The organism is Kitasatospora sp. NPDC051853 (assembly GCF_044452665.1).
In the GTDB taxonomy this organism is placed as follows: Bacteria; Actinomycetota; Actinomycetes; order Streptomycetales; family Streptomycetaceae; genus Kitasatospora.
In genome coordinates this window covers 775,883-800,284 of record NZ_JBITBY010000001.1, presented here as the reverse complement: position 1 = coordinate 800,284, position 24,402 = coordinate 775,883, and the positions used below count along the sequence as shown (strand labels likewise).

Here is a 24,402-nt window from a genome sequence, read left to right as displayed (position 1 = left end):
ACCCGGGCCGGGCTAGCGTTACGTCCCGCAGAGGTTACCGCGAGTGAGCGCGGTGCCGCAGGCGTGCTCTGCGACGGGTGCGCGGGAGGGAAGTGCTGCCCGGTGCCGGGAATCGATGACTGCCTTGCCGAGGCCATGGGCGTGCCGGGCGCGCTCGGGGTCAGCCTGGTCGACTGGACCAGCGGCCTCGCCCTCGGCACCGCCGGGGAGGGCCCCGGCGGTGACCACGAGACCGGCGCGGCGGACGCCACCGAGCTGGCCCGGGCCGTCACCCAGGGCGCCTCGTTCACCGACCCGTCGGCCGGCACCGCCCCCGCCGAGGACCTGATCCTGAGCTCGGCCGGCGCCTACCACCTGGTCAGGTTCCTGGAGACGGACTTCGACAGCAGCCTGATCCTCTACCTGCGGCTGGACCGCGAGCGCGCCAACCTCGCCATGGCCAGGCTCCGACTCGCCGCCATCGCCGACCAGTTGGTGCTGGACTGATGCCGCTGACCCGGCCCGTGGAGGCCGTCCGCCTACCCCGTCGGCGCCGCTCCGGCTGCGCCCCGGCCACCCCCTTCGAGCACGAGCTGGCCGAACTGGCCGCCCGCCGGGCCACCGGCGTGCTCACCGGGGAGCACGGCCGGGTGCACCTGGACCAGGGCGCGGTGGTCTACGCCGAGAGCCACTCCGCCCCCGGCGTGGAGGCGCTGCTCACCGGCTGCGGCCGGATCAGCTCCGCCGAGTGGGCCTCCCTGCTGGGCAGTTGCTCCGCCACCGGGCGGCCGCTCGCCGAACTCCTGGTCCGCTCCGGCCTGGTGACCACCTCCGAGCTGCAACTCTGCCTGACCACGGCCGTGTTGGACGCCGCCTTCTTCGCCCTCGGGCACGCCGTGCGCCGCCCGGTCTTCACCCCCTCGGCCGTCCCGCTGCTGGCCCTGGCCCGCCCGATGACGGTCCGCGAGCTGCGCGCGGCGGTCGGCCGCCGCCGGGCCCTGCTGGACCGGGTCTGGCCGGCCCCGCCCGGCGAGCACGGCCCGGTGCTGCGCCGCCGCACCGGCGGCGGCCCGGCCCACCCGGCCCGCGGCTGCACCCTGCGCCGCCGGGCCGTGCTGGAGGCGGCCGACGGGCTGCGCACCCCGTCCGAGATCGCCCTGCTGCTCGGCCGCTCGGCCTTCACCACCCTGCTCGACCTGCGCCACCTCGCCGCCGTCGGCCTGCTCGAAGCCCCCGCCGCGGCCCCGGCCTCCCCGGTCACCGGCCTCACCCCCGCCGTGGTCCCGGTGGTCCCGGTGGTCTTCCCGGTCGCCCCGGCTGCCCCGGTCGCCCCCACGGCCCCCACCCGGCAGGTCCCCTCGGTACCGCCGCCCCGCTCCGCGCCACCGGCCCCCACCCGTCCGACGGCCGCCGTCCCGGTGATCACCTCACTGCCGACGCCGACGGCCCCCGGCCGGCCCCCGGTCCCGCCCCCCTCCCCCGCGTACGACCCGTCAGATCCGCACGTCGCTCTGCTGCTCCGCATCCGAGCCGGCCTGGAGGCCCGACTGTGACTTGCCCGCCCACCCCGACCGCCCGGTCGACCCGTCCCTCCGAGTCATGAAGCGCACCTTGCGACAGTTCACGGCCCGGAAGCCACCCGCCATGATCGACCCGGAGGCGCTCGCCGACCCCGGCCTGCACGCCGAGCTGCGCGGTCTGCGCGCCCGGGTCCCGCACCTGACCGGCAGTCTGATCGCCACCACCGACGGCCTGGTGGTGGCGCACGACGCCGCCACCCTGGAGCCCTCCGGCGTGGCCGCGCTCACCGCCGCCGCGCTCGGCGTCGGCGCCCGGCTGGCCGAGGCGACCGGGCAGGGCGAGTTCCGCGAACTGATCACCCGCGGCGAGCGCGGCTACACCGCCACCTACGCCGCCGGGGCCTACGTGGTGCTCACCCTGCTGGCCGGGCCGGAGGCCAATCTCGGGCGCCTCCACCTGGAGGCCCGCCGCGCCGGACAGCGGATCGCCGACCTGACCGACCTCGCCCTCGAACGCAACCCCCGTACCTGACGCCCCCGTTCACCCATCTTCCAAGGAGAACCCCGTGGTCACGACCGACACCGCCCTCAAGGACATCATGGCCTCGATCGACGGCGCCATCGGCGTCGCCCTGGTCGACTACACCAGCGGTATGGCCCTCGGCACCCTGGGCGGCAGCGCCGAGCTGGACCTCAACGTGGCCGCCGCCGGGAACACCGACGTGGTCCGCGCCAAGGTCCGGGCGATCGAGCTGCTCGGCCTCAAGGAGGCCATCGAGGACATCCTGATCACCCTCAGCACCCAGTACCACCTGATCCGGCCCCTCACCAACCGCTCCGGCAAGGGCCTGTTCCTCTACCTGGCGATCGACAAGAACCGCGCCAACCTCGCCATGGCCCGCCACCAGCTCAAGCGCGTCGAGGCCGAACTGGAGGTCTGACGGACCGTCCGCCCCGGCACCACTCCCGGCCCGCCCGGCGGGCGCGGCCGAGGAGTGGGGCCTAGCGTGAGGCGCATGGCGAGCAGCACGGCGGTCGAACTGGACGTGGACGGCCGTGCGGTGCGGCTCTCCCACCCGGACAAGGTGTACTTCCCGGAGCGCGGCTACACCAAGCGGGACGTCGCCGAGTACTACCTGGCCGTCGCCCCCGGCGCACTGCGCGGGCTGCGCGAGCGCCCGACCACCCTGCAGCGCTTCCCGGACGGCATCGAGGGCGAGTCCTTCTACCAGAAGCGCGCCCCGGGGAACGTGCCCGACTGGCTGCCCACCGCCCGGATCGCCTTCCCGAGCGGCCGCACCGCCGACGAGATCTGCCCCACCGAGGCCGCCGCCGTGCTCTGGGCGGTCAACCTCGGCTGCCTCACCTTCCACCCCTGGCCGGTGCGCCGCGCCGACCCCGACCACCCCGACGAGCTGCGCATCGACCTCGACCCGCAGCCCGGCACCGACTTCTCGGACGCCGTCCGCGCCGCGCACCGGCTGCGCGAGGTGCTGGACGAGCACGGGCTGCGCGGCTGGCCGAAGACCTCCGGCGGGCGCGGCCTGCACGTCTACGTGCCGATCGTCCCCGCCTGGACCTTCGCCGAGGCCCGGCGGTGCGTGATCGCGCTCGGCCGGGAGCTGGAGCGCCGGATGCCGGAGCAGGTGACCACCAACTGGTGGAAGGAGGAGCGCGGCGCGCGCATCTTCGTGGACTACAACCAGATGGCCCGCGACCGCACCATCGCCTCCCCCTACTCCGTCCGCCCCCGCCCCGAGGCCACCGTCTCCACCCCGCTGCGCTGGGAGGAGCTCGACTCGGTCTCCCCCACCGACTTCACCATCCGCACGGTGCCGGCCCGCTTCGCCGAACTCGGCGACCCGCACGCCGGGATGGACGACCACGCCTTCCGCCTCGACCCGCTCCTCGCGCTGGCCGACCGGCAGGCCGCCGACCACGGCCTGGGCGACCTCCCCTACCCGCCCGACCACCCGAAGGCCGAGGGCGAGCCGCCCCGGGTCCAGCCCAGCCGCGCCCGCAGGCACTGACCCCGCGAGCACCGGGCCGGTGAGCAGGGGCCGCTATCCGCAGTGCGGGGTGCTCAACTGCCGTACCGCGCCCGGCCGGAGCAGCATCGCGTCGTACTCCGGCGACTCGGGCGCGTGCCGGATCCGGCCGCCGATCACCTGGTAGCCCCAGCGGGGGTAGGCGCTGCGGGCGGGCTCGTTGTCGTGGATGCAGGTGAGGGTGGTCCAGCGCTCGGGGCGGTGGCGGACCATCTCGTCGTGCAGGCTGCGGCCGATGCCCCGGTTGCCCAGGCTCGGCAGGACCATCAACTCCCGCAGCCAGAAGACGTCCTGTGCCGTCGCGGCGGCCAGCGCCGCCGCCGGGCGGCCCGTGCCGAGGCTGACCCACCAGGCCCGGTCGGCCGGCAGCGTGACCCCGTGCACCAGCCCGACCAGCCGGCCGTCCGGCCGTCCGCCCACCCTGGCCGTCACCGTCTCGAAGCCCGGCATCTCCATCGCCCCGCGCAGCCGCTCCTCGAAGGAGTCCACCGAGAAGAACGGGTCCCCCGCGTACGGCTCGACGCCGTAGACCACCCGGTAGACGTCCACCAGGTCGTCGAGGACCTCCTTCGCCTCCTGGCCGTGGTGGTGCCGGAACTCGATGTTGTGCACGTGCCTGTCCTCCGCCCGGCTCAGGCGGTGTAGACCGCCAGCCGCTCCGTCGTCTCCCTGACCTCGGCCAGGGCCTGATGAGCCGTCAGTTTCTCACGGACCAGCGACAGTTGACGTTTGTTGCGGGCCGAGGCCATACCGCCCTCGATCAGCCGCAGCGACTCCTGGGCGGCCGCCACCGTGCGGTCCACGTCCCGGTCCTGGAGCGCGGCGTAGGAGAGCCGGGCCAGGCACATCCCCCGGTTGCGGGAGTGCGCGATGTGCTGGAGCTGCGCCGAGCGCTCCAGCAGCCGCACGGCCTGCCGGTAGTGGCCGAGGTCGAGCCGGCACATGCCCTCCAGGCAGACCAGTTCGGCCTCGTTGAGGAAGCGCACCCAGTCCGGGTCCCGTTCGGTGGTGCCCCGGCCGAAGGCCTGCCAGGCCCGGCGGATCGCGGCGGCGCAGGCGGTCTCGTTGCCGAGCCGCCCGTAGCCCTGTGCCTCCCGGATCGCCAGCAGCGCCGCCACCCGGGGCGGCGCGCTCCACTCGGCCGCGTGGGCCTGGGCGATCCGGGCGTAGCGGACCGCTTCCCGGGGCTTGCCGAGGTCGACGCTCTGCCGGGCCATGTTGGCCAGGGTGCGGGTGGCGAGCGGGTCGTTGCCGGAGAGCACCGCGGTGTTGAGCGCCTCGGAGAAGTACACCCGGGCCTCGGTCTGGCGCTCCGCGTCGTAGCAGAACCAGCCCAGCGAGGTGGTCAACTGGCCGGCGATGTCGTGGAGTTCGCGCCCGGCCTGCTCGCCGTAGGTGGCGTGGTCGATGAGGTCGTGCACCCGCAGCAGCTGGGCGCGGGCCGAGCGCCAGAGCAGGTCGCCGCCGAAGCGCTGGTCGATGGCGTCGAGGTCGAGCGCGGTGGCCCGCAGCTCCTCGATCTCGTCCCTGCCGATCCGGGCCCCGCCCTGCGCGGCCACCGGGGACGCGTCGAGCCAGGGCAGGCCGCCGAGGGCGGCCGTTCCTACCGTTCTGAGAGCCTGACGGCGGTTCACTGGTCCGTGCTGGTCTTCCGTGTCGAAGTCGTCGGTGCCGTAGCTGTCCACGGCGCCGGTCCCGGCTCCCCCGATGGTGACCACCGGTGCCAGTACCGCCGGCCCGCCCCGGGCCACGAAGCCGAGCGCCTCCGGCCCCCGGTCGAACGCGGCCCGCAGGGCCGAGGCGTGGTCCGGCCGGGGCCAGGGCGGGGCCGGCGCCTCCCAGCGCCGGTAGGTCCGCACGTTCACCTGGAACCCCCGGCTGGCCAGCACCCGCTGCCCGGCCGTGCTGATCCCCGCGGCGGCGGCCTCCTGGGAGAACCAGCCCTTGGAGATCCTGGCCGCGTAGAGCAACTCGTTGCCCGGCGGTCGTCGCCCCATGGTGCCCCCTCGGTGTCCCCAAGCCCTGCGCTGCTCCGTCCGTGAACAGTGATCACGGTAGAGGAGTCCGCAGCTCACCCGGCCCGCCCGTCCCCCGGACGAGCGACTCCTCGCCGAACCCGCCCCGTGCGTGCCCTCGCTATGCCCTCCCCGTGCCCTCGCGCCGGACGGCTCCGCCCGCCACCCTGGGTCAGCACAGGAGCCGGGCGCTCCCGACCGACTGGAGCGATACCGGTGATGACGACACTTCAGGTGTGGGAGACGGAGTTCCCGGCCCAGGCGCAGGCCGCGCGGGCGGCGCGCGGCTGGGTGCGTCAGGTGCTCACCGAGCACGGCTGGACGCCGGACCGGGCCGACGACGTGGTGACGATCTGCTCGGAGCTGGTGACCAACGTGCTGCTGCACGCCCCCGGCCACCGCTCCGGCATCCCCGTCCGGCTGGAGCTCGACCGCCTCGGCGGCTCCTGCCGGCTGGAGATCAGCGACGGCCGGGCCGAACGCGGCCCGGTGGTCCGCCCGGCCGGGGTCCGTGACCACGGCCAGGGCATGCGGCTGGTGGAGGCGCTGGCCGCCGACTGGGGCGTGGTCGCACGCGGCGGCTCCAAGACGGTCTGGGCGGTGGTGCTGCACGGTTCGGTCCGCGGCGCCCCGGCCGAGGGGGTGCCCTCCGGCGTCTCGTAGGCCGCGTCTAGAGTGCGGTCATGCTGAAGAAGATCTTGGACGCCGCCGCGGCCGGCCACTTCCCGCCCGGGGACGGCTCGGTGACGGTCCTTCCGCAGCCGAACACCCGCGACGCCGGGGTGATCGCCTTCAGTGCCCACGCCGTGGTCTTCACCGACCAGGACCCGGACTGGGTCCGCGCCGCCGTGGCCGCCGCCCCCGCCGACGTCTTCGCCGCCCCGATGAACCCGCACTTCCTGGCCGCCTTCGCCGACCGCACCGGCCGCCGGATGGACACCATCGACCTCCTCTCGGCCGGCTCCCGCCTCCCCGGCGACCCGCCGCTCCCCCTCACCCCGGTCACCGACCGGGAGCACCCCCGCGTCCTCCGCGCCCTCGCCTACCGCGAGGACGTCCGGGTCTGGACCGCCCCCGGCGGCGTCCTCGTCCTCGGCCGCGGCGTGGCCGGCCGCTGGGAGTGCGCGGTCGAGGTCTCCCCCGACTCCCGCGGCCGGGGCCTCGGCCGGGCGCTGGCGGTCAGCGCCCGGCACCTCCTCCCCGAAGGCGACCACGTCTGGGCCCAGCAGGCCCCGGGCAACGTCCTCAGCGTCCGCACCTTCCAGGCGGCGGGCTTCCGCCCGATGGGCTCCGAGGCCCTCCTGATCCCCCGTCAGCCCTGAGCTGACGACGGCAACGGATTCTCAGCCAGCCACCGCCGGACGGCGGCCGCCTCCTCCGCGCGGCCTGCGACGTCGAGCATTCTGGCCTGCAACGTCAGCAGATGAATGAACTGGGGGACGAGCGAGGGCATCTCCTCAAGGTGGGACCGGAACAGTCCCTCCGCCTCGGTCACCGCTTCCAGCGCGCCGGACTCGTCACCCGCTACCGCCAACAGAACGCCCCGGATCGACTTGGCTTTGGCCAGACTTGGCTCGAACGCGGGCGGGTTGTCCGCGACCAACCGGTGATAGATCTCCACTGCCTGGCCCACGACCGTCAGGGCCTCACCGGTCGCTCCCAGCTGCGCGTATCGGACGGCGAGATTGGACAACGAGCGAGCGAGGTCGGGCTCGTGCGTGACGGGAGACTCCGCCACCAGCCGAATTCGAATCTCCACCGCCTGCAGCTCGGCTTCCAAGGCCTCTGCATGCTTCTCCAGCTCGCCCAGGTGGTTGCCGAGGTTGGACAGCGAGGCCGCGAGCTCGGGCTCGTGGACAGACGGGCTCACCCACGCCAACCGACGGCGGATCTCCACCGCCTCCTCCGAGACCGCCAACGCCTCGCCGCGCCGCCCCACCTCCCCCAACCGGACACCCAGGTTGGAGAGCGCGACCGCGAGGTGCGGCTCGTGCGCGATCGCGTCCCGCCGCGCCAGTCGGCGATACGACTCCACCGCCCGCTCCGTGACTGCCAGGGCGTCCATGTTCCGGCCCACCTCCGCCAACCACACACCGAGGTTGGACAGCGTGGCCGCGAGCTCGGACTCGTGCTCGACCGGATCTCGGACGACCAACCGACTCCGGATCTCCACGGCCTGCTCCGAGACCGCCAACGCCTCACCGCGGCGCCCCACCTCCCCCAACCGGGCGCCCAGGTTCGAAAGCGAGCGGGCGAGTTCGGGCTCGTACACGGCCGGGGCCTCACGCGTCAGCCGACGGTAGATCTGCACCGCCTCCTCTGAGACCGCCAACGCCTCACCGCGCCGCCCCACCTCCCCCAACCGGACACCGAGGTTCGACAGCACGAGAGCGAGGTCAGGTCCGTGCCCGGCCGGATCCTCCTCGGCCAACTGACGGCTTGTCTGGGACAAGGCGAATCCGAGGCGGATCGCCAGGGGCGCAATGATGCGCGACGGATGCGGCAGGGCCGCGCCGATGACCACCGCCGCCTCGTCGGACAGCCTGGGAGCAGTGTCGAGAGCCGTGTCGAGGGTGGCCAGAACGGCCTCGCTCTCGGCAGCCCGCCCCGAGTCGTAGTGGGCGGTGGCGGCACGGGCCAGGACCGTGACGGTCTGGGCCTGCTGGCCGGGGTCGGCCGCGGTGAGGAGCGCTGGCAGGGTGACTCCATTGCGGGCGAGGACGCGGGAAGCGTGGTACTCGGCAATGCGGTCCGGTTGGAGCGAGCCCCAGAAACGGTCCGGATCCGCGGGATAGAGCGTGGCAAGCCAGCTGACGGTGCGTTCAATCCTGTCAGCGGGCAGGCCCGGAAGGGTGGCGAGGACACTGGTGGCGTCGGCGGCGGTGGAGGCCCCGCACAGGGCGGCTACCGCGACAGCACCAGCCAAGATCGGAGTGGGCAGGGCGAGTCGGAAGGCTGGTGCGTCGGCGCTGTCTGTCCAGAAGCGCTCCTCGTGCTCCAGCAGGACCTCTTCCGCCGGGGTGCTGGTAGCCGCAAGCACGGGGCGGGGGCCACCCTGGAGGAGGGCGACCAACGCGGTCAGCTGCAGGGTGAGGGCGTTGTCGTAGCGGGAGTGCCCCAGGTCCTCGGGGGGCATGACCGTCCCTGCCAGAGCATCCCAGCCATGAGCCAGCACCGACGGGACCCTCGGCAGTAGTCGCGCCAGGTCCTTCGTCGCCTGCCGGAACGCCTTCTCCCGGTCCCGGACGGGTCGGCCGTGCGGGATCAACGGGGCTAGCGGCACTACCGGCGCCGTGACGAGCAGCCGCCGCACCGGCGGCGCGGCGCTCAGGGCGTCCGTACGCCACTCGCCGTCCGACCGCGCGAGCAGCAACAGCCTGACACGGTGTCGGGAGCGGTACAGGTACCCGACCACCTGGCGCAGCAGGCGAGGGCGGGTCTCGGCGTAGTCGACGACCAAGAGCAGCGGCAGCTGGGTAGCGAGCGACGCCAAGTCCGGCGCGGTGTCGTGATCGGTGAGGTCGGGGCGCAGGTGGCCAGCGGCCCACCCCTGGCGGCCAAGGGTGTCGGTGAGTCGGCGGGCCAGGCGGGTCTTGCCCTGGCCGCCTGGTCCGGTGAGGATTCTGATTGCGATGCTGGCGGGGCCCTCGTCGCACCAGGTACGCAGGTCGGCGAGTTCGTTGTCGCGGCCGTGGAAGGTGACGGCCTCGGCGTCCGCGCGGAGCAGTGCGGCGGGCGATTCGAGGTCGCGGTCGGCCGTGGCGGGGCTCAGCAAGCGGACCGGTTCGGCCGGTTCGAGGATCGGGGTCCAGCCGGTGTGCTCGGTGATCAGCGCGTGGAAGGCCTCATCGGCCAGCAGCGCACTGATCGGGGTCGCGGTCAGGCGGGTGCCGTCCTCGGCCCGCCGGTCACGCCGGACGACGCCGCACAGCAGGTCCTGGCCGTGGCCGTCCTCGGCGAGGACGGCGGCTCCGGAGATGCCCGACCACCGGCTGCCGACCTTGGCTGGCGGGCCGACTGGCGCGGGGGTGGTGCTGGAGACCTCGTAGCGGCCCGCCAGTTCACCGGTGCCGGGGACGATGTGGCCGGTCACCTGCTCGTCCAGACGGCGGCCGTCCTCCGGGTCCTTCTGGAGGCGGGGGAAGCCGGTGAGCGCGACCGGGTGCGGGCGGGTGCCGATGAGGTGGCCGTATCGCTGCGGCGGACGGATCAGCAGGTCGCTCAGGGAGGCGGGGACGTGCCAGTCGGCGTCCTCGTCCACCTCGAGGAGCGCGGCGTCCACGGTGCCGTCCAGCCGCCGCCACCGCACCGTCGCGGGGAACTGCCGCTCGGAGCTGTCCGGCAGACGGACCGTCACCGTCCCGGGCCCGCCGCTCGGGTCCATCCCGTCCAGGACGTGGTCGGCCGTCAGAACCAAGCGCGGTGCAATCAGGAACCCCCTCGCCGCCGTACCGGCTTGCCTCACCCGGATCTGCACCCGGCGGTCGAACTCCATCAAACCCCCCTGCCTCTTGCCGACCCCACTCATCGACCCGCCCGCGCGGCCCCGCTACTCGGTGTCGCTCACGTCAATGTCCCCACCACCGGGCTGGTGCGGGGTCAGCTTCACGGTCACGCTGTGGGTGGCCTTGCGGCTGTCCTCCCTCTTGCCCCCGAGGCTGATCACGCTCCACCGCAGGCCGCCGTTGACGCCCTTGGTACCGGTCAGCTCCAGCCCCAGGTTCAGGGTGATCTCACCCATCATGAATAGCACCCCCTGGTCCCCGGACCCCGCCGGGTCGGTGATCCTGCGCTGGGCCTCAGCGATCTGGTCCCGGAGCAGCGTGACCGCGTCTGCTAGGTCCATCCACTCCTCGTCCGAACTTCCCATGCCCGACTCCCTCCTGATTGTCCGACGCCCGTGCCCGCGCGTCCCTATCCCGGAGTAAATCGCACGAACCCCACCCGAGTCGGGCCATTCGAAAAACCCGGACCCGCGCGGATGACGATGGACCTGCGGCCGCTGTACGACCGGACCGACGACGAAGCCTTCAGCTGCCTGGTGTCGAGCGGCCCGCAGACCCAATTGGGGGCGATGTTGGAGACTGGTGACCTCCGCGGTGCTGCCTGGGCCGAGATCGCCGGGATACTCCGAGGCGCTCCTGATCCCCCGTCAGGCCTGAGCCAGCGGCGCGACCGTGACTGCCCGTGACCCCTCGGACGGGGTCCACGGCTTGCCGTGGGAGGTAGTGCCGTGTGCACTCCGTGGTACGGCCTGGTCCGCGATGTCCGGGCGTCCTGGCAGGTCACCGAGCCCACCGAGGAGCACCCGATGCGTCCGATCGTCCACGGCCTGCTGGCCACCGCCCTCGCCGCGACCGCGGCCCTGGCCGCCGGCCCGGCGAGGGCCACGACCGCGCACCACGTCCTCCCCTCCCCGGTGTTCGGCGTCACCATCGACGACGTCGAGGACATCGAGCAGGTGGTCGCCGCCGAGGCGACCCTCCCGCACCGGCCCACCACCCGGGTCGTCTTCGACGACCGCGTCGCCCCGGACCACTACCGGGCCCCGGTGGAGCGGCTCAGGACGGTCAGTCACGTGATGGGCGAGCTCCTGGACTCCGACCACCTGCGGGGCACCAGCGTCACGGCCTACCAACAGCGCGCCCGGGCCTACGTCGACGCCCTGGGCGGCAGCGTCGACGTGTGGGAGATCGGCAACGAGGTCAACGGCGACTGGACAGGCCCGTACGGCTCGGTGGCGCAGAAGATCCGGGCCGCCTTCGACGTCGTCGAGGCCGCGGGCGGGCAGACCGCGCTCACCCTCTACGAGAACAGCTACGCACCGGACCACTGCGGCGACGGGCCGGACGAGCTGACGCCGGTGCAGTTCTCGCAGCAGTACGTGCCGGAGGCGATGCGGGCCGGCCTGGAGTACGTGTGGCTGTCGTACTACCCCACCCAGTGCTCGCCGACGACCTACCCGTCGGCCGCCACCGTCCGCGCCGAGGTGGAGCAGCTGCACGCCCTCTACCCGAACGCCCTCATCGGCTTCGGCGAGGTCGGCCTCCCGGCCAAGGTCCGCCCCTCCACCCTGGCCAAGGCCAGGACCGTGATGAACTGGGCCTACAACCTCGACCCCGGCCTCGACTACTACGTCGGCGGCTACTTCTGGTGGTACGCCTACCAGGACGCCTTCACCGGCCGCCGGCTCCTGCTGCCCGACCTGCGCGGGGCCTTCCTCAACCAGGCGGCGGCGCTGGGCACGGCCGGCTAGTGCCGCGCCCGGCACCGGCTCAGAGGGCGTCCCAGGGCACGGTGGCCCAGGCGGCGGTGAGGACCTCGACGAGCTCCGAGCCGTCGCCGGGCAGGGTCAGTCCGTCGATGCTCGCCAGGGGTTGGGCGGGGCAGTGCGAGTTGGTGGCGACCGCCGCGCGCAGCGGCGGGAGGTCGGCCGGGGTGAGCGGGAGGACGGCCCAGGGCAGTCCGAGCCGGGTGAGGCCGCGGCGCAGGAGCAGCATGGTGATGCCGGGCAGGGCCTCCCCGTCCGGCCAGAGCACCCGGCTGCCGTCCCAGAGGGCGAGGTTCCACACCGACCCCTCGCGCAGGCGGCCGTCCCGGCCGAGGAACAGGACGTCGTCGTACCCGGCCGCCCTCGCCCGCAGGGCCTGGTGGGTCAGGCCCATGGTGGCGAGGTGCTTCAGGTGCGGCAGGTCGCGTTCGTAGGTCGCCGTGCGGACCCGCAGCGGCGGCCGCGGTTCCTCGGTGACCGGGTCGGCGACCGCCACCATGAGGTCCGGTACCTGCGGGACGCCGACCTGCGGGACGACGGTCACCTGCACCGAGGCGTCGCGTTCGCCGCCCAGCGCGTGCCGCACCAGCCCCCGGATGCGGTCCTCGTCGTGCTCGGCCTCCGCGCCGAAGAACTCCCGGGTGCCCGCTTCGAGCCGCTCCAGGTGCAGGTCGAGGCCGCGCACCCGCCCGCCGCGCACCTGCATCGAGGTGAAGTGCCCGTAGTTCCAGGTCGCCACCCGGTACACGTCCGCGACCTCCGCGGGCCGGCCGTTGATCTCGATGTTCCGCACCCGCGCCATGCTGCCACGTCCACGCACGGAGAAGATCATCCCCCCTCGACCGCCGCCCGCCCCGGGGCCACGCGGCACACCTCGCGGTGAAATTCCGTCAGCGACCGGGCCCGGACGGGATAGCGTCCCGGCATGACCAGCCACACCATGACCAGCCCGGCGCAGCCCGTGACCGCCGACGACCTCGACCGGGCCGTCCAGCTCGCCCTCGCCACGCTCCGGCAGGCCCCGGCCGCCACCGACTGGGACGGCACGGCCGGCTCCCTCACCTGGACCTGTTGGGAGACGGTGGAGCACCTGGCCGACGACCTCTTCGCCTACGCCGCCCAACTCGGGCCGCGCAGGCCCCCGTTGACCGGGGAGGTGCCGTTCGTCTGGGCGGCCCGGCGCGAGGGCGGCCCGGCCAACGCGATCCATGCGGACCGTTCGGCCGGGCCGGAGGGGCTGCTCCAGGTCCTGGAGGCGGCCGGTGCCTTCCTCGTCGCACTGGTGCGGGTCTCGGCACCGGAGGTGCGGGCGCACCACGGCTTCGGGATCTCCGACCCGGAGGGCTTCGCCGCGATGGGCGTGGTCGAGACGCTGGTGCACACCCACGACCTGGCGGAGGGGCTCGGGCTGGCCTGGGAGCCTCCGGCCGAGCTGTGCGCGCGGACGGTGGCGCGGCTGTTCCCGGAGGCCCCGGCCGGGGAGGACCCGTGGCGGACGCTGCTCTGGTGCACGGGGCGCGCGGACCTGCCGGGGCATCAGCGCCCCGTCCGCTGGCGGTGGGACGGCCGTCCGGCCGCCGAGCGGACGGGGTGAGGGGGCGGCCCGGTTCAGGAGTGGATCGCGGCCCGCAGCAGGTTCGGGTCCGGCGGCTGCTCGAAGAAGGCGCCGCTGGTGACGTACACGTCCTCGCCGCAGACCGCGACCGAGGTCGGGTTGGAGAGCCCGTCCTGCTTGGTGAGCACCACCGTGCGGGTGCCGCCGGTGGTGACGTGGACGAGTTCGCCGGCCACGTTGCGGGCGGCGAGCAGGTCGTCCTGGTGGCCGGTGAAGTTGAAGTCGTCGATGCCGTCGAGGCCCTCGTGGCGAATCTCGACCGGCCCGGGGCTGGCGTCCGGGTCCGAGCCGACCGCGATGCGCAGCACGGTGCCGCAGTCGGTGTTGGAGACCCAGACGGCGCCGTCGTGGAAGCGGGCCCCGTTGGCCCCGATGAAGCCATTGGGCCGCAGGTCGGGGTGGATCGCCCAGGCCAGCGGCACGCCGCCCTCGACCGGGACCCGCCAGACCACGCCCATCACCGAGTCGGCGGCGTAGAGCATGCCGTGCTCCTGGTCGAGCGTCAGGCCGTTGGGGATGCCGTCCGGCGGCAGGGCGGCGATCTGCTCCGGCGCACCGCCGGGGCGGATCCGCCAGATGCCGGTGAGCTTGGTGCCGGTGACGTAGTTGACGTAGAGGGTGCCGTCGTCGGCCCGGACGATGCCGGTGAGCGCGGCGTAGCCGAAGAGCGGCGTGGCGGGCTTCTCCTCAGCCGGAAGGGTGGCCAGGATCTCGACCTTGCCCTCGCGGCTCACCCTGGCCACCTGGAGACTGCGCAGCAGGGTCAGGTCCGCACTGCCGTCGGGCTCCAGTGCCACGTTCTCCGGCAACTGCCCGGTGGCGAAGTCGAAGTGGGCGGCGACGTACGGATCGGAGAGCGGCGGGGCGACGGCCACGGCCGGGGTGGGCGCGAGCAGCGTCAGCGCGAGGGCTGCGGCACCGAGGGCGCCGGCTCCGGCGAAGCGGGTGGAGCGGTACACGGGGACTCCTTGCGGGGGACACGCCGGGCGCCGGCGACGTCCACGGGCCCGGCCTTGCCCACAGCAGAGCACGCCCGTCCCGTCCCCGCCCGTCGGCCCGGCGGCCGTCCGGGGCCTGACGGCCCGCCACACCGGGCTCCCGGTGCCGCATGTCCCCCGCACGGCGGACACCGGTTCGGTCCTGTCCGGCGGGCAGCGGGCCCCGGGGTGGACGCCGCACCGTCCACCCGGCGGGCCGACCGCCGCGGCTCAGCGCTGGGCGTTGTAGAAGCCGATCAACAGCGCTCCCCACCAGCCGAGTTGGGAGACCAGGGCGGAGAGGCCGCCGCGCAGCAGCAGCGGCCGGGGCGGCCGTTGCTCGCCGTAGCGCTCCAGGCGGCGCTGGAGGGCGCCGGCCTGGACGCCGTTGAGGGCGATCAACAGGACCAGCACCAGCTTGAGTTGGGTGAGACCGGAGTCGAGGTGGGGCTCCAGCAGGACGCCGCTGAGGGTGAGCCCGGCCAGGCCGCCCCAGATCGGGACGTGCAACGGGGCCGCCAGGTCGAGGACTTGGCACAGGGTGCGGCGGCCCAGCAGCCAGAGGGTGCCGACGTAGTCGACGGCCAGGACGGCACCGAAGCCGGCCACCAGGGAGACCAGGTGGACCAGCAGGGCTGCGGTGTGCAGCGGCGGGGCGGCCCGGACGTGGGCGGCCGTCCAGGCGCTGGCGGCCCAGAACGCGGCCAGCCCGAGGCAGAGCAGACCGTGGCGGACGGCGGCGCCGGAGGCGGGGGCTTCGGCGGCGGCCGGTGCGGCGACCGACGCGGGGGCCGGTACGGGGGCATGGCTGAGCTCACCGCCGTGCGCGGGCACGGCAGGGTCGGACTGAGGCATGGGGGTGCTCCCGGGTGGGGGTCCGGCAGACAGCGGCAGTGTCAGGTCAGGGTTCCGCTTTCCTGCCGACCCCGTCAATAGGTCTGGACCAATCGAGGAGGCGTCCCCTCCGCCGGCACCACCCGGGAGCACACGAACGGTTCAGGTGCGACCCGCCCGGAACCCCGTCAGGGCGCGGTCCGGCGGATCACGGCGACCGCCTCGGCGATCTGAGCGTCCGTCAAGTCGCCCCGGGCGGTGAGCCGCAGGCGCGAGATGCCGTCCGGCACGGACGGCGGGCGGAAGCAGCCGACGGCCAGTCCGGCGGTGCGGCAGTCGGCCGCCCAGCGCACGGCCGCCTCGGGCCCGGGGGCCCGGACGGAGACCACGGCGGCGTCCGGCATGCTGGCGTCCAGCCCGAGGGCGGTCAGCCGGGCGGAGAGCTGCCGGGCCACCTCGCGGGCCCGCTCGGCGCGCTCCGGCTCCGCCCGCAGCAGGCGCAGCGCGCCCAGCGCGGCGCCGACCGCGGCCGGGGCCAGGCCGGTGTCGAAGATGAAGGTGCGGGCGGTCTCGGTCAGGTGCCTGATCACCCGTCGGGGGCCGAGCACGGCGCCGCCCTGGGAGGCCAGCGACTTGGAGAGCGTCACGGTGGCCACGGTGTCGGGCGCGCCGGCCAGCCCGGCGGCGGCCAGTGCGCCGCTGCCGCCGGGGCCGAGCACCCCGAGGCCGTGCGCGTCGTCGATCAGCAGCGCGGCGCCGTGGGCGCGGGCGGCGGCGGAGAGTTCGCCGGTCCGGGCGGCGTTGCCGTCCACCGAGAAGACCGAGTCGCTGACCACCAGGGCGCGGCGGTGGCTGCGGGCGGCGAGCGCGGCGGCCACCGCGGCCGGGTCGTCGTGCGGGGCGCGGTGCACGTCGCTGCGGGAGAGGCGGCAGCCGTCGATCAGCGAGGCGTGGTTGTTGGCGTCGGAGACGATCAGGGTGTCCGGGTCGGTGAGCGCGGTGAGCGCGGCCAGGTTGGCGGCGTACCCGGAGGAGAAGACCAGCGCGGCCTCGGCCCCGCAGAAGTCGGCGAGCTCCTCCTCCAGCTCGGTGTGGAGCGCGGTGGTGCCGGTGACCAGCCGGGAGCCGGTGGAGCCGCCGCCCCAGCGCAGCGCGGCGTCGGCGGCGGCCCGGGTGACGGCGGGGTGGTGGACCAGGCCGAGGTAGTCGTTGCTCGCCAGGTCGAGGACCGGGTCCTCGGCGGGGCGGCTGCGCAGGGTCCTGGTCAGCCCGGCGGCGGCGCGCAGCTCGGCCGCCTCGTCGAGCCAGTCGAAGACGGTGGCGGGGGCGCTGGTGGCGGCGCTGGTGGCGGCGGGCCGGGCGGAGTGGACCATGGCCCGCACTCTGTCACCCGCCCGGCCCCACGACAACGCCCGCCCGGCCGGGCCGCCACCGCCGCACCCCGTCTGACCTGCGGACGAAGCCTCACGCCGGGCGGCGCGTGTGGCTCAGTTCACGCCCCGGCCGAGCGCCCGGCCACCCTGCTGAGGGCCCGTCAGGGCCGCCTGCGCGGCGCCTCGTCGTCGGGCCCGTCCGGGCCGGCGAAGTGGAACGGGCCCCCGAGGTGATCGGCCGGCGCCCGTCCGGCCCGCCCGGCGGCCACCGCCGTAGCCGGCCGGCCGCCGAGGTCCACCCCCTCGCCCAGGTGGCGCTTGGCCACGGACCAGTGGACGTGGCCCGGGCTGCGCTCCTCCGCGGGCTGCTCGGTCAGGGCCGGCCGGATGACGAACCAGTCGTGGACGGTGTCCCCGTCCCGGACCGCCTCGATGGCCGGCACGCGTCCTTCGCAGCCGGCCACCTTGCGGGCCGGCGACTCCAGGTCGAGGGGGCTCTCCGGCCCGCGGGCGATGCGGTCCCGGTGGTACGCGTAGCGGTCACCCACGATCTGCCCGGCGTCGCCGATGCCGAGGCCGTCGGTGGCGATCCCGAGGTCCAGGACCAGCCGTACCGCGCCGAACCGGGAATCCTGCAGCACGTGGCCGTCGATCTCCGCGCGGATGCCGGCCGGCCCTCCCACCACGCGGCCCTGGCCGTCGTGTCCATCCGTGCCGTGGTCCCTGCCCCCTTCGGTTCCGGCAGGGACCACGGCACTGCCTGACAGTGGCTCAGACCACCGGTTTGACGTCGGTCCCCTCGCCGAAGGCGGCGGCCGCGTCCTCCTCGGTCGCCGGGGGCCGGTCGGCGGCCGCCCGTTCCTCCGCCTCGACCTCCTGGGTGGACTTCGGACGGCCGATGGAGACCGTCAGCTCGTCCCGGCCGGGGTCCGCGTCCGCCACGATGGTGTCCCCGGGCCGGAGTTCGCCGCCGAGCAGGAGCGAGGCGACCTTGTTGTCGAGCTCGCTCTGGATGGTGCGGCGCAGCGGCCGGGCGCCGAAGGCGGGCTGGTGGCCGTGGGCGACCAGCAGCTTGCGCGCGGCCTCGGTCACCTCCAGCTCCATGCCCTGGGCGCGGACCCGCCGTTCGCTGCCCTTGAGCAGCAGGTCGACGATCTCCGAGAGGTCGTCGGCGGTGAGCGCGTCGAAGATGACGGTGTCGTCGATCCGGTTGAGGAACTCGGGCGGGAAGTGCGCCTGGAGGTCGCCCATCAGCGCGTCCCGGATGGCGGCGGTGTCGCCCTGGGCCGCCAGGATGCGCTGGGCGCCGATGTTGCTGGTGAGGATGACCACGGTGTTGCGGAAGTCGACGGTGCGGCCCTGGCCGTCGGTGAGGCGGCCGTCGTCGAGCACCTGGAGCAGGGTGTTGAAGACGTCGGGGTGGGCCTTCTCCACCTCGTCGAAGAGCAGCACGCTGTAGGGCTTGCGGCGGACCTTCTCGGTGAGCTGCCCGGCCTCCTCGTAGCCGACGTACCCGGGCGGGGCGCCGACCAGCCGGGAGACGGTGTGCTTCTCCTGGAACTCGCTCATGTCGAAGCGGATCAGCCGGTCCTCGTCACCGAAGAGCAACTCGGCCAGTGCCTTGGCGAGTTCGGTCTTGCCGACGCCGGTCGGGCCGAGGAAGAGGAAGGAGCCGACCGGCCGGTCCGGGTCACCCATCCCGGCCCGGCTGCGCCGCACCGCCTCGGAGATGGCGACCACCGCCTCGTCCTGGCCGATCACCCGGCTGTGCAGGGCGTCCTCCAGCTTGAGCAGCCGGTCCTTCTCGCTCTCGGTCATCTGGGCGACCGGGATGCCGGTCCGGCGCGAGAGCACCTCGGCGATGTCGTCCACCGTCACCGCCATCACGCCCTCGCGGCGCTCGGCGATCCCGGCCAGCTCGGACTCGGCCTCGGCGATCTGCTTCTTCAACTCCCCCGCGCGGTCGAACTCCTCGGCCGAGACCGCCTGGTCCTTCTCCCGGCGCAGCTTGGCGATCCGGTCCTCCAGGCCGATCGCCGGGGTGGACTTGCCGAGCGACTTCAGCCGTACCCGGGCGCCGGCCTGGTCGAGCAGGTCGATCGCCTTGTCGGGCAGGAAGCGGTCGCTGACGTAGCGGTCGGAGAGTTCGGCGGCGGCCACCAACGCGTCGTCGGAGAACCGGACCTGGTGGTGCTCCTCGTACGCGTCGCGCAGGCCCTCCAGGATCTGGACGGTCTCCGCCACACTGGGCTCGGGCACCAGCACCGGCTGGAAGCGGCGCTCCAGCGCGGCGTCCTTCTCGACGTGCTTGCGGTACTCGTCGATGGTGGTGGCGCCGATGACGTGCAGTTCGCCGCGGGCCAGCGCGGGCTTGAGCATGTTGCCCGCGTCCATGGCGCCCTCACCGCCCGCCCCGGCGCCCACCACGGTGTGCAACTCGTCGATGAACAGCACCAGTTGGTCCGAGGACTGCTGGACCTCGTCGATCACCCCCTTGAGCCGCTCCTCGAACTCGCCGCGGTACTTGGCGCCGGCCACCATGCCGGAGAGGTCCAGCGAGACCACCCGGCGGCCCTCCAGCGTCGCGGGCACCTCGCCGGCCACGATCCGCTGGGCCAGGCCCTCCACGATGGCGGTCTTGCCGACGCCCGGCTCGCCGATCAGCACCGGGTTGTTCTTGGAGCGGCGGGAGAGGATCTCGACCGTCTGCTCGATCTCCTCGGCCCGGCCCACCACCGGGTCGAGCTTCCCGGCCCGGGCGTCGGCGGTGAGGTCGCGGCCGTACTCGTCCAGGGTCGGGGTGGTGCTCGGCGCGCCGGCCGGGACGCCCTCCGCCGCGGCGGCCCGCTCGGTGTCGGTGCGCAGCCGCTTGAGGTCGCTGCCGCCGGAGGTGAGCAGCTTGGCCGCGCCCGAGTCCGGGTCGTCCAGCAGCGCGCCGAGGATGTGCTCGGGGCCGATGTACGAGCCGCCGGAGGCCTGCGAGCGGGCGTGCGCGGAGCGCAGCACCCGCTTGGCGGCGGGGGTGAGCCGGGGCTCGGCGGAGGGGGTGCCGGAGACGCCCGGCATCACCTTGGCGATCTCCTCGCCCAGCCGGTCCGGGTCCACCCCGGCCTGCACCAGCAGGCCGCGGGCCGGTTCGACCAGCGTGCAGGCCCAGAGCAGGTGCCCGGTGTCGAGGTCCTCGCTGCCGTCCTCCTCGGCCCGGGCCTGGGCCCGGCCGATCAGTTCGCGGGCCGAGTCGGAGAGCAGCTTGCCGATCGGCACCCGCTGGACCGCCGGGGGCGAGGAGGAGGGGGACATCCCGAAGAAGCGGTTCAGCAGGTCGGAGAACGGGTCGGCACCGTCGCCGGCGCCGAAGGAACCGAAGGGGGGCATGGACATAACCGGTACGGCCTCCTAGACCCCCCGTCAGATGGCGTGACTGCTCCCCATCCGACCACCGGTCCGGGCCGTACTCCCTGTGCTGCTGCGCCATCCGGGCAAGAAGGGCGCCGCACTCCCCGCCATGATCAACTTATAGTGCGTCAGGGGGCTTGCGGCAAGCCCCCCTTGGCAGCGCAGAATCACCGTCCTGACCGTTGACCACCGAATGATCACCGAAATCTCCCGGGGGAACAGACATGCGCGTCCTACTGCTGGCCTACGGATCACGCGGCGACGTGGAGCCGATGGCGGGCCTCGGCCTGGCGCTGCGCGAGCGCGGCGCCGAGGTGGTGGTCTGCGCGCCGCCCGACTTCACCGGGCTGATGGCGGAGAGCGGCCTGCCGCTGGTGCCGATCGGCCGCTCGCTGCGCGAGCTGGCCGCCGAGGCGATGTCCGGCCAGGCCCCGCCGATGACCATGCGGGAGCGGGCCGCGCTGCTGATCGAGCAGACGTACGGTCAGGTCCGGCCGGCCGCCGAGGGCTGCGACCTGGTGGTGGCCACCGGGCTGGTCCCGGCGGCGGCCGCCGCCCGCACCGCGGCCGAGGAGCTCGGGCTGCCGTACGTCTTCGTCTCCTACTTCCCGAGCTACCTGCCCTCCCCGCACCACCCGCCGCTGGCCTGGCCCGGCCACCCGCTCCCCGCGGGGGAGAGCGACAACGAGGTGCTCTGGGCCCGCAACGCCGAGGTGCTGGACGAGCTCTTCGGCGGCGCCGTCAACGCGCACCGCGAGTCGCTCGGCCTGCCCGCCGTCGCGGACCTGCGCGGCCACGTGCTGACGGACCGTCCGCTGCTGGCCGCGGACGCGGTGCTCGCCCCCTGGCTGCCCGCCGACGGGCTCGACGTCGTCCAGACCGGCGCCTTCGTCCGGCCCGACACCCGGACGCTCCCGGCCGGGCTGGAGGAGTTCCTGACGGCGGGTGAGGCGCCGGTCTTCGTCGGCTTCGGCTCCATGCCGGTGCGGGACGCCGAGGCGGTGGCCCGCGACGCGGTGGCCGCCGTCCGGGCCCAGGGCCGCCGGGTGCTGCTCTCCCGGGGCTGGGCCGGGCTGGCCGCCGAGGACGCCGCCGACGTCCACGTGCTGGACGAGGTCAACCAGCAGGAGCTGTTCCGCCGGGTGGCCGCCGTGGTGCACCACGGCGGGGCCGGCACCACGACCACCGCCGCCCGGGCCGGCGCGCCCCAGGTGCTGGTGCCCCAGCTGGCCGACCAGCCGTACTGGGCCCGCCGGGTCGCCGAGCTCGGCATCGGCGTGGCGCACGACGGGCCGGTGCCCACCCTCGATTCGCTCTCGGCCGCGCTCGAGGAGGCCCTCGCCCCGGAGACCACCGCCCGGGCCGGCGAGCTGTCCGCCACCCTGCACACCGGGGGCGCGGCCACGGGCGCCCGCCTGCTGCTGGACCTGGCGGGTAGCCGGTCCTGACCGGGGCGGGCAGCCGGTGCTGACCGGGGCGGGCGGCGGCGGTGACGACGGGTGTCCGACACCACGCGCCACTTCTGTCGCCCGCCCCGCCCCTCCGTGCGACGATCCGAGCACTGCCTCCAGCCACGAGGAGGGCCGGGTGTCGCTGGACATACTGAGCGAGGAGCAGGCCAGGGCGCTGCTCCTCCACCTCGGGCGGCTGTCGCCGGACTCCCCCGGGGCGGCCGCCCTGCCCCGCCTGGTGGCCGACCACGCGGTGATGCGGGCGGTGGCCGACGGGACCTCGGTCGGCATCGCGGTCCTCGACACCGAGCTGCGCTACCGCTACGTCAACGGCGCCCTGGCCGCCATGAACGGCGCCCCGGCCGGCGACCACCTCGGCAAGGGCCTGGCCGACGTGATCCCGGGCATCAACGTCGAGCACACCGAGGCCGCACTGCGCTCCGTCCTGGAGACCGGGCGGCCGGTGGTCCACCTGGTCGAGGGCATCACCACCCCGGACGGCTCGGGCCTGGCCCGCTTCTGGCACAACGCCTTCCACCGCCTGGAGAACGACTCCGGCAGCCCGCTCGGGGTGGTCGGCCTGGTCCTGGAGATCACCGAGGACCGCCGCATCCGCGAGGCCCTGGCCCTCGCCTCCACCCGGCTGACCCTCTTCGACGAGGCCGCCACCCGGATCGGCACCACCCTGGACGTCCGGCAGACCTGCCAGGAGCTGACCGAACTGCTGGTCCCCCGGCTGGCCGACCTGGCCGTGGTGGACGTGCTCGACTTCGAGCACCACCACTCCCCCATCCACCCGCACCAGGCCCTCCAACTCCGCCGTCTGGCCCTCTCCGCCGTCCCCGGCCTGGCCGGGGCCTCGCACCGGATCGGCGCCCCCGGCTCACCCGTCGTCCCGAGGCCGGGCTCGGACCTCACCCGCTGCCTGGACGAGCAGCGCCCGGTCGTCTCCGACCTGCTCGGCGCGGACGGCGCCGGGCTGCACGGCCTGCCGCCCGAGCGGATCGCGCTGCACCGCGAGCTCGGCCTGCACTCCGCCTGCCACGTCCCCCTGACGGCCCGTCACGACGTGATCGGCGTGGTCTCGCTGGTCCGGACCACCGGCTCCCCGCCGTTCACCGCCCAGGAGGCCGACCTGGCGGGCGAGTTGGCGCTGCGCGCCGCCAACTCCATCGACAACGCCCAGCGTTACTCCCACGAGCGGCGCAGCGCCGTCCTGCTCCAGCGCGCCCTGCTCTCCGACCCCACCGTGCCCGGCCCCGGTGTGGAGTGCGCCCGGCGCTACCTGCCCGCCGGGGCGGCGGCCGAGATCGGCGGCGACTGGTACGACAGCCTCGCGCTCCCCGACGGCTCCACCCTGCTGACCGTCGGCGACGTGATGGGCCACGGCCTGGACGCGGCCGCCACCATGGCCGAGTACCGCTCCGTCATCCGCACCCTCGCCCTCCAGGGCCTGCCGCCGGAGGCGATCCTGGACGCCGCCGAGCGCACCGTCCAGGCCCTCGGGCAGGAACGGGTCGCCACCTGCCTGACCGTCGCCTACTCCCCCGCCACCCGCACCGCCGCCCTCGCCACGGCCGGCCACCTCCCCCCGCTGCTGATCCCGCCGGACGGCCCGCCCCGCCTGATCGACCTCCCCGTCGGCCCGCCCCTGGGCGCCGGCCCCCGCCCGCACCGCAGCCGCACCCTGCGGCTGCGGCCCGGCTCCGTCCTCCTCCTCTACACCGACGGCCTGGTGGAGCGCCGCGACGAGGACATCGACCAGGGCCTGGCCGCCCTCGCCGCCCTGGACTTCGCCCCGGCCGGCCCCCTGGAGTCCGTCCTCGACACCGCCGTCGCCCTCCTGGTCGGCGCCCGGGTCGGCGACGACGTCTCCCTGCTCGCCGTCCGCACCGCCTGACACCGGGCCGGCCGAGGCCCACCGTCCCCGTAGTGCCCGCGCAGGCCGTGCCACGCCCGGTCCGAGAGGCGGGCGGTGTCGTGGAGCGAGAACGACGCCTGCCGCCTCACCCTGCTCGGCCGCTTCCCGGTCACCGTCCCCGGCCCGCTCACCGACCGGAGCCGGGAGTCGGCGCACTCCACCGGAGCGGCGTTTGGCGGTCCGGGGCCTGGGTAGCGATGCGGCGCCCCGATCATCGGATGAACAGGAGTGTTCCGCGTGACCACCAACCCCTCGACCGAGTCGACGGCCGGGCCGGATTCGGAGACCCGTGACCGACTGGCCAGGGCCCTCCACCTGCCGTACGAGGCCGAGCGGATGCGCTCCCTCATCAACGACGCCGGCTCCCGCTACGACTGGGCGGGCCTGGAGGGCATACCCGGCGACGAGCACCTCGACGACCAGGCCCGGGAGTGGGTGCGCCGACGCCTGGCGGAGATGGACGAGTTCTTCGGATCGGGCGACAACCTCCAGGCCCTGCGGGACTTCAAGGCGACGTCGGAATGGCAGGCCGTGGTGGACAGCGGGTGGATGGCCGCCGACGCCCCGGCGAGCGACGTGGTGCTGGTGCTGGTCCGCGCCGACCGGGTCATGGAAGGCCCCTACGCTCCGCCCACCGGTGAACCACTCTCCTTCCACGTCGACCAGCGGACGGACCAGGGTGCCACCAGCGCGGTGCTGCTCTTCTCCGGCCGTCTGGTCTGGGGCGGGGACGGCGGCCGCGACTACACGGTGAGCGGCAGCCTGATCGCCCGGAGCAACATGACGGGACGTTCCACGGTGTGGCTCCAGTACGGCGCCACCGACGAGAAGTGGCGGGACTCCGAGGAGACCGAGGCCTCCCAGGGCGGCTCGTCCACCCGGGAGATCACGATCACGGGCACCGTCCCGGCCGGCCAGCAGCTCGAACTGCGCCTGGGCACCTGGTCGCACGCCGGCTGGAAGTACTCCCCGAAGCAGACCTTCACCCCCGCGGGCTAGCGT

At 74.4% G+C, this 24,402-nt stretch carries 22 protein-coding genes; 12 read left to right on the top strand and 10 right to left on the bottom strand.

Annotated features, from left to right (window positions below; translation table 11 throughout):
- Positions 1-102: 102 nt before the first annotated feature.
- The 5 genes from ACIA8O_RS03485 to ligD all read left to right on the top strand — a co-directional run bounded on the left by ACIA8O_RS03485 (position 103) and on the right by ligD (position 3,529).
- Entirely contained in the window at positions 103-486 is a 384-nt protein-coding gene (locus tag ACIA8O_RS03485; RefSeq protein WP_396291829.1) for a hypothetical protein, read from the top strand.
- A complete protein-coding gene (locus tag ACIA8O_RS03480; protein WP_396291828.1) occupies positions 486-1,532 on the top strand; it encodes a hypothetical protein in 1,047 nt (348 codons plus the stop codon). Before ACIA8O_RS03485 ends, ACIA8O_RS03480 begins: the two co-directional genes overlap by 1 nt.
- Positions 1,533-1,623: 91 nt before the next feature.
- Positions 1,624-2,031 carry a roadblock/LC7 domain-containing protein gene (locus ACIA8O_RS03475; RefSeq protein ID WP_396292113.1) on the top strand — a complete coding sequence of 136 codons (408 nt, stop codon included), beginning with the start codon at positions 1,624-1,626 and terminating at the stop codon, positions 2,029-2,031.
- 67 nt (positions 2,032-2,098) lie between these two features.
- Positions 2,099-2,440 carry a hypothetical protein gene (locus ACIA8O_RS03470; protein ID WP_396292112.1) on the top strand — a complete coding sequence of 114 codons (342 nt, stop codon included), beginning with the start codon at positions 2,099-2,101 and terminating at the stop codon, positions 2,438-2,440.
- Positions 2,441-2,515: 75 nt separating this feature from the next.
- Positions 2,516-3,529 (top strand): non-homologous end-joining DNA ligase, encoded by a 1,014-nt coding sequence (gene ligD, locus ACIA8O_RS03465; protein ID WP_396291827.1) that lies wholly within the window; start codon positions 2,516-2,518, stop codon positions 3,527-3,529.
- A gap of 33 nt (positions 3,530-3,562) precedes the next feature.
- Here the strand turns inward: ligD and ACIA8O_RS03460 are convergent, their stop codons facing one another.
- Both ACIA8O_RS03460 and ACIA8O_RS03455 read right to left on the bottom strand, forming a co-directional pair.
- Positions 3,563-4,159, bottom strand: coding sequence for a GNAT family N-acetyltransferase (locus ACIA8O_RS03460; RefSeq protein ID WP_396291826.1), 597 nt, complete (start codon positions 4,157-4,159; stop codon positions 3,563-3,565).
- Between the two features lie 20 nt (positions 4,160-4,179).
- Positions 4,180-5,544 (bottom strand): hypothetical protein, encoded by a 1,365-nt coding sequence (locus ACIA8O_RS03455; RefSeq protein WP_396291825.1) that lies wholly within the window; start codon positions 5,542-5,544, stop codon positions 4,180-4,182.
- 237 nt (positions 5,545-5,781) lie between these two features.
- Between ACIA8O_RS03455 and ACIA8O_RS03450 the strand changes: the two genes are divergently transcribed.
- Both ACIA8O_RS03450 and ACIA8O_RS03445 read left to right on the top strand, forming a co-directional pair.
- Complete coding sequence (locus tag ACIA8O_RS03450; protein ID WP_396291824.1) at positions 5,782-6,225, top strand: ATP-binding protein; 444 nt, start codon at positions 5,782-5,784, stop codon at positions 6,223-6,225.
- Positions 6,226-6,245: 20 nt separating this feature from the next.
- Positions 6,246-6,884, top strand: a complete 639-nt coding sequence (locus tag ACIA8O_RS03445) for a GNAT family N-acetyltransferase (RefSeq protein ID WP_396291823.1) — start codon at positions 6,246-6,248, stop codon at positions 6,882-6,884.
- Here ACIA8O_RS03445 and ACIA8O_RS03440 read toward each other — a convergent pair.
- Positions 6,875-10,057, bottom strand: a complete 3,183-nt coding sequence (locus ACIA8O_RS03440) for a tetratricopeptide repeat protein (RefSeq protein WP_396291822.1) — start codon at positions 10,055-10,057, stop codon at positions 6,875-6,877. The two genes, ACIA8O_RS03445 and ACIA8O_RS03440, sit on opposite strands and share 10 nt — an antisense overlap.
- A gap of 54 nt (positions 10,058-10,111) precedes the next feature.
- A complete protein-coding gene (locus ACIA8O_RS03435) occupies positions 10,112-10,408 on the bottom strand; it encodes a trypco2 family protein (protein WP_396291821.1) in 297 nt (98 codons plus the stop codon).
- Positions 10,409-10,795: 387 nt separating this feature from the next.
- Between ACIA8O_RS03435 and ACIA8O_RS03430 the strand changes: the two genes are divergently transcribed.
- Entirely contained in the window at positions 10,796-11,818 is a 1,023-nt protein-coding gene (locus ACIA8O_RS03430; RefSeq protein WP_396291820.1) for a hypothetical protein, read from the top strand.
- Positions 11,819-11,837: 19 nt separating this feature from the next.
- Here the strand turns inward: ACIA8O_RS03430 and ACIA8O_RS03425 are convergent, their stop codons facing one another.
- Entirely contained in the window at positions 11,838-12,626 is a 789-nt protein-coding gene (locus ACIA8O_RS03425) for an aminotransferase class IV (RefSeq protein ID WP_396291819.1), read from the bottom strand.
- 132 nt (positions 12,627-12,758) lie between these two features.
- On the opposite strand from ACIA8O_RS03425, the gene ACIA8O_RS03420 reads away from it, so the two are divergent.
- Positions 12,759-13,427: a hypothetical protein gene (locus tag ACIA8O_RS03420; RefSeq protein WP_396291818.1), complete on the top strand. Its 669-nt coding sequence runs from the start codon at positions 12,759-12,761 to the stop codon at positions 13,425-13,427.
- Positions 13,428-13,441: 14 nt separating this feature from the next.
- Here ACIA8O_RS03420 and ACIA8O_RS03415 read toward each other — a convergent pair whose 3' ends face one another.
- The 5 genes from ACIA8O_RS03415 to ACIA8O_RS03395 all read right to left on the bottom strand — a co-directional run bounded on the left by ACIA8O_RS03415 (position 13,442) and on the right by ACIA8O_RS03395 (position 20,013).
- Entirely contained in the window at positions 13,442-14,407 is a 966-nt protein-coding gene (locus ACIA8O_RS03415; RefSeq protein ID WP_396291817.1) for a hypothetical protein, read from the bottom strand.
- Between the two features lie 249 nt (positions 14,408-14,656).
- Positions 14,657-15,280 (bottom strand): hypothetical protein, encoded by a 624-nt coding sequence (locus ACIA8O_RS03410; protein ID WP_396291816.1) that lies wholly within the window; start codon positions 15,278-15,280, stop codon positions 14,657-14,659.
- A gap of 167 nt (positions 15,281-15,447) precedes the next feature.
- Entirely contained in the window at positions 15,448-16,632 is a 1,185-nt protein-coding gene (locus tag ACIA8O_RS03405; RefSeq protein ID WP_396291815.1) for an 8-amino-7-oxononanoate synthase, read from the bottom strand.
- Between the two features lie 161 nt (positions 16,633-16,793).
- Positions 16,794-17,315, bottom strand: coding sequence for a hypothetical protein (locus ACIA8O_RS03400; protein WP_396291814.1), 522 nt, complete (start codon positions 17,313-17,315; stop codon positions 16,794-16,796).
- 88 nt (positions 17,316-17,403) lie between these two features.
- Positions 17,404-20,013 (bottom strand): ATP-dependent Clp protease ATP-binding subunit, encoded by a 2,610-nt coding sequence (locus tag ACIA8O_RS03395; protein ID WP_396291813.1) that lies wholly within the window; start codon positions 20,011-20,013, stop codon positions 17,404-17,406.
- A 239-nt stretch (positions 20,014-20,252) separates the two neighbouring features.
- Between ACIA8O_RS03395 and ACIA8O_RS03390 the strand changes: the two genes are divergently transcribed.
- From ACIA8O_RS03390 to ACIA8O_RS03380, 3 genes are all read left to right on the top strand, one after another.
- On the top strand, positions 20,253-21,476 hold the full coding sequence (locus tag ACIA8O_RS03390; protein WP_396291812.1) for a glycosyltransferase: 1,224 nt from the start codon (positions 20,253-20,255) through the stop codon (positions 21,474-21,476).
- A gap of 139 nt (positions 21,477-21,615) precedes the next feature.
- A complete protein-coding gene (locus tag ACIA8O_RS03385) occupies positions 21,616-23,379 on the top strand; it encodes a SpoIIE family protein phosphatase (RefSeq protein ID WP_396291811.1) in 1,764 nt (587 codons plus the stop codon).
- Positions 23,380-23,637: 258 nt separating this feature from the next.
- Complete coding sequence (locus ACIA8O_RS03380) at positions 23,638-24,399, top strand: hypothetical protein (RefSeq protein WP_396291810.1); 762 nt, start codon at positions 23,638-23,640, stop codon at positions 24,397-24,399.
- Positions 24,400-24,402 lie beyond the last annotated feature (3 nt).

Excerpts from the sequence above, each read along its gene's own strand:
- ACIA8O_RS03480 (WP_396291828.1), top strand. The coding sequence starts at position 486 with ATGCCGCTGACCCGGCCCGTGGAGGCCGTCCGCCTACCCCGTCGGCGC.
- ACIA8O_RS03475 (WP_396292113.1), top strand. The coding sequence starts at position 1,624 with ATGATCGACCCGGAGGCGCTCGCCGACCCCGGCCTGCACGCCGAGCTG.
- ACIA8O_RS03470 (WP_396292112.1), top strand. The coding sequence starts at position 2,099 with ATGGCCTCGATCGACGGCGCCATCGGCGTCGCCCTGGTCGACTACACC.
- ligD (WP_396291827.1), top strand. The coding sequence starts at position 2,516 with ATGGCGAGCAGCACGGCGGTCGAACTGGACGTGGACGGCCGTGCGGTG.
- ACIA8O_RS03455 (WP_396291825.1), bottom strand. The coding sequence starts at position 5,544 with ATGGGGCGACGACCGCCGGGCAACGAGTTGCTCTACGCGGCCAGGATC.
- ACIA8O_RS03450 (WP_396291824.1), top strand. The coding sequence starts at position 5,782 with ATGACGACACTTCAGGTGTGGGAGACGGAGTTCCCGGCCCAGGCGCAG.
- ACIA8O_RS03445 (WP_396291823.1), top strand. The coding sequence starts at position 6,246 with ATGCTGAAGAAGATCTTGGACGCCGCCGCGGCCGGCCACTTCCCGCCC.
- ACIA8O_RS03440 (WP_396291822.1), bottom strand. The coding sequence starts at position 10,057 with ATGGAGTTCGACCGCCGGGTGCAGATCCGGGTGAGGCAAGCCGGTACG.
- ACIA8O_RS03435 (WP_396291821.1), bottom strand. The coding sequence starts at position 10,408 with ATGGACCTAGCAGACGCGGTCACGCTGCTCCGGGACCAGATCGCTGAG.
- ACIA8O_RS03420 (WP_396291818.1), top strand. The coding sequence starts at position 12,759 with ATGACCAGCCACACCATGACCAGCCCGGCGCAGCCCGTGACCGCCGAC.
- ACIA8O_RS03410 (WP_396291816.1), bottom strand. The coding sequence starts at position 15,280 with ATGCCTCAGTCCGACCCTGCCGTGCCCGCGCACGGCGGTGAGCTCAGC.
- ACIA8O_RS03405 (WP_396291815.1), bottom strand. The coding sequence starts at position 16,632 with ATGGTCCACTCCGCCCGGCCCGCCGCCACCAGCGCCGCCACCAGCGCC.
- ACIA8O_RS03395 (WP_396291813.1), bottom strand. The coding sequence starts at position 20,013 with ATGTCCATGCCCCCCTTCGGTTCCTTCGGCGCCGGCGACGGTGCCGAC.
- ACIA8O_RS03390 (WP_396291812.1), top strand. The coding sequence starts at position 20,253 with ATGCGCGTCCTACTGCTGGCCTACGGATCACGCGGCGACGTGGAGCCG.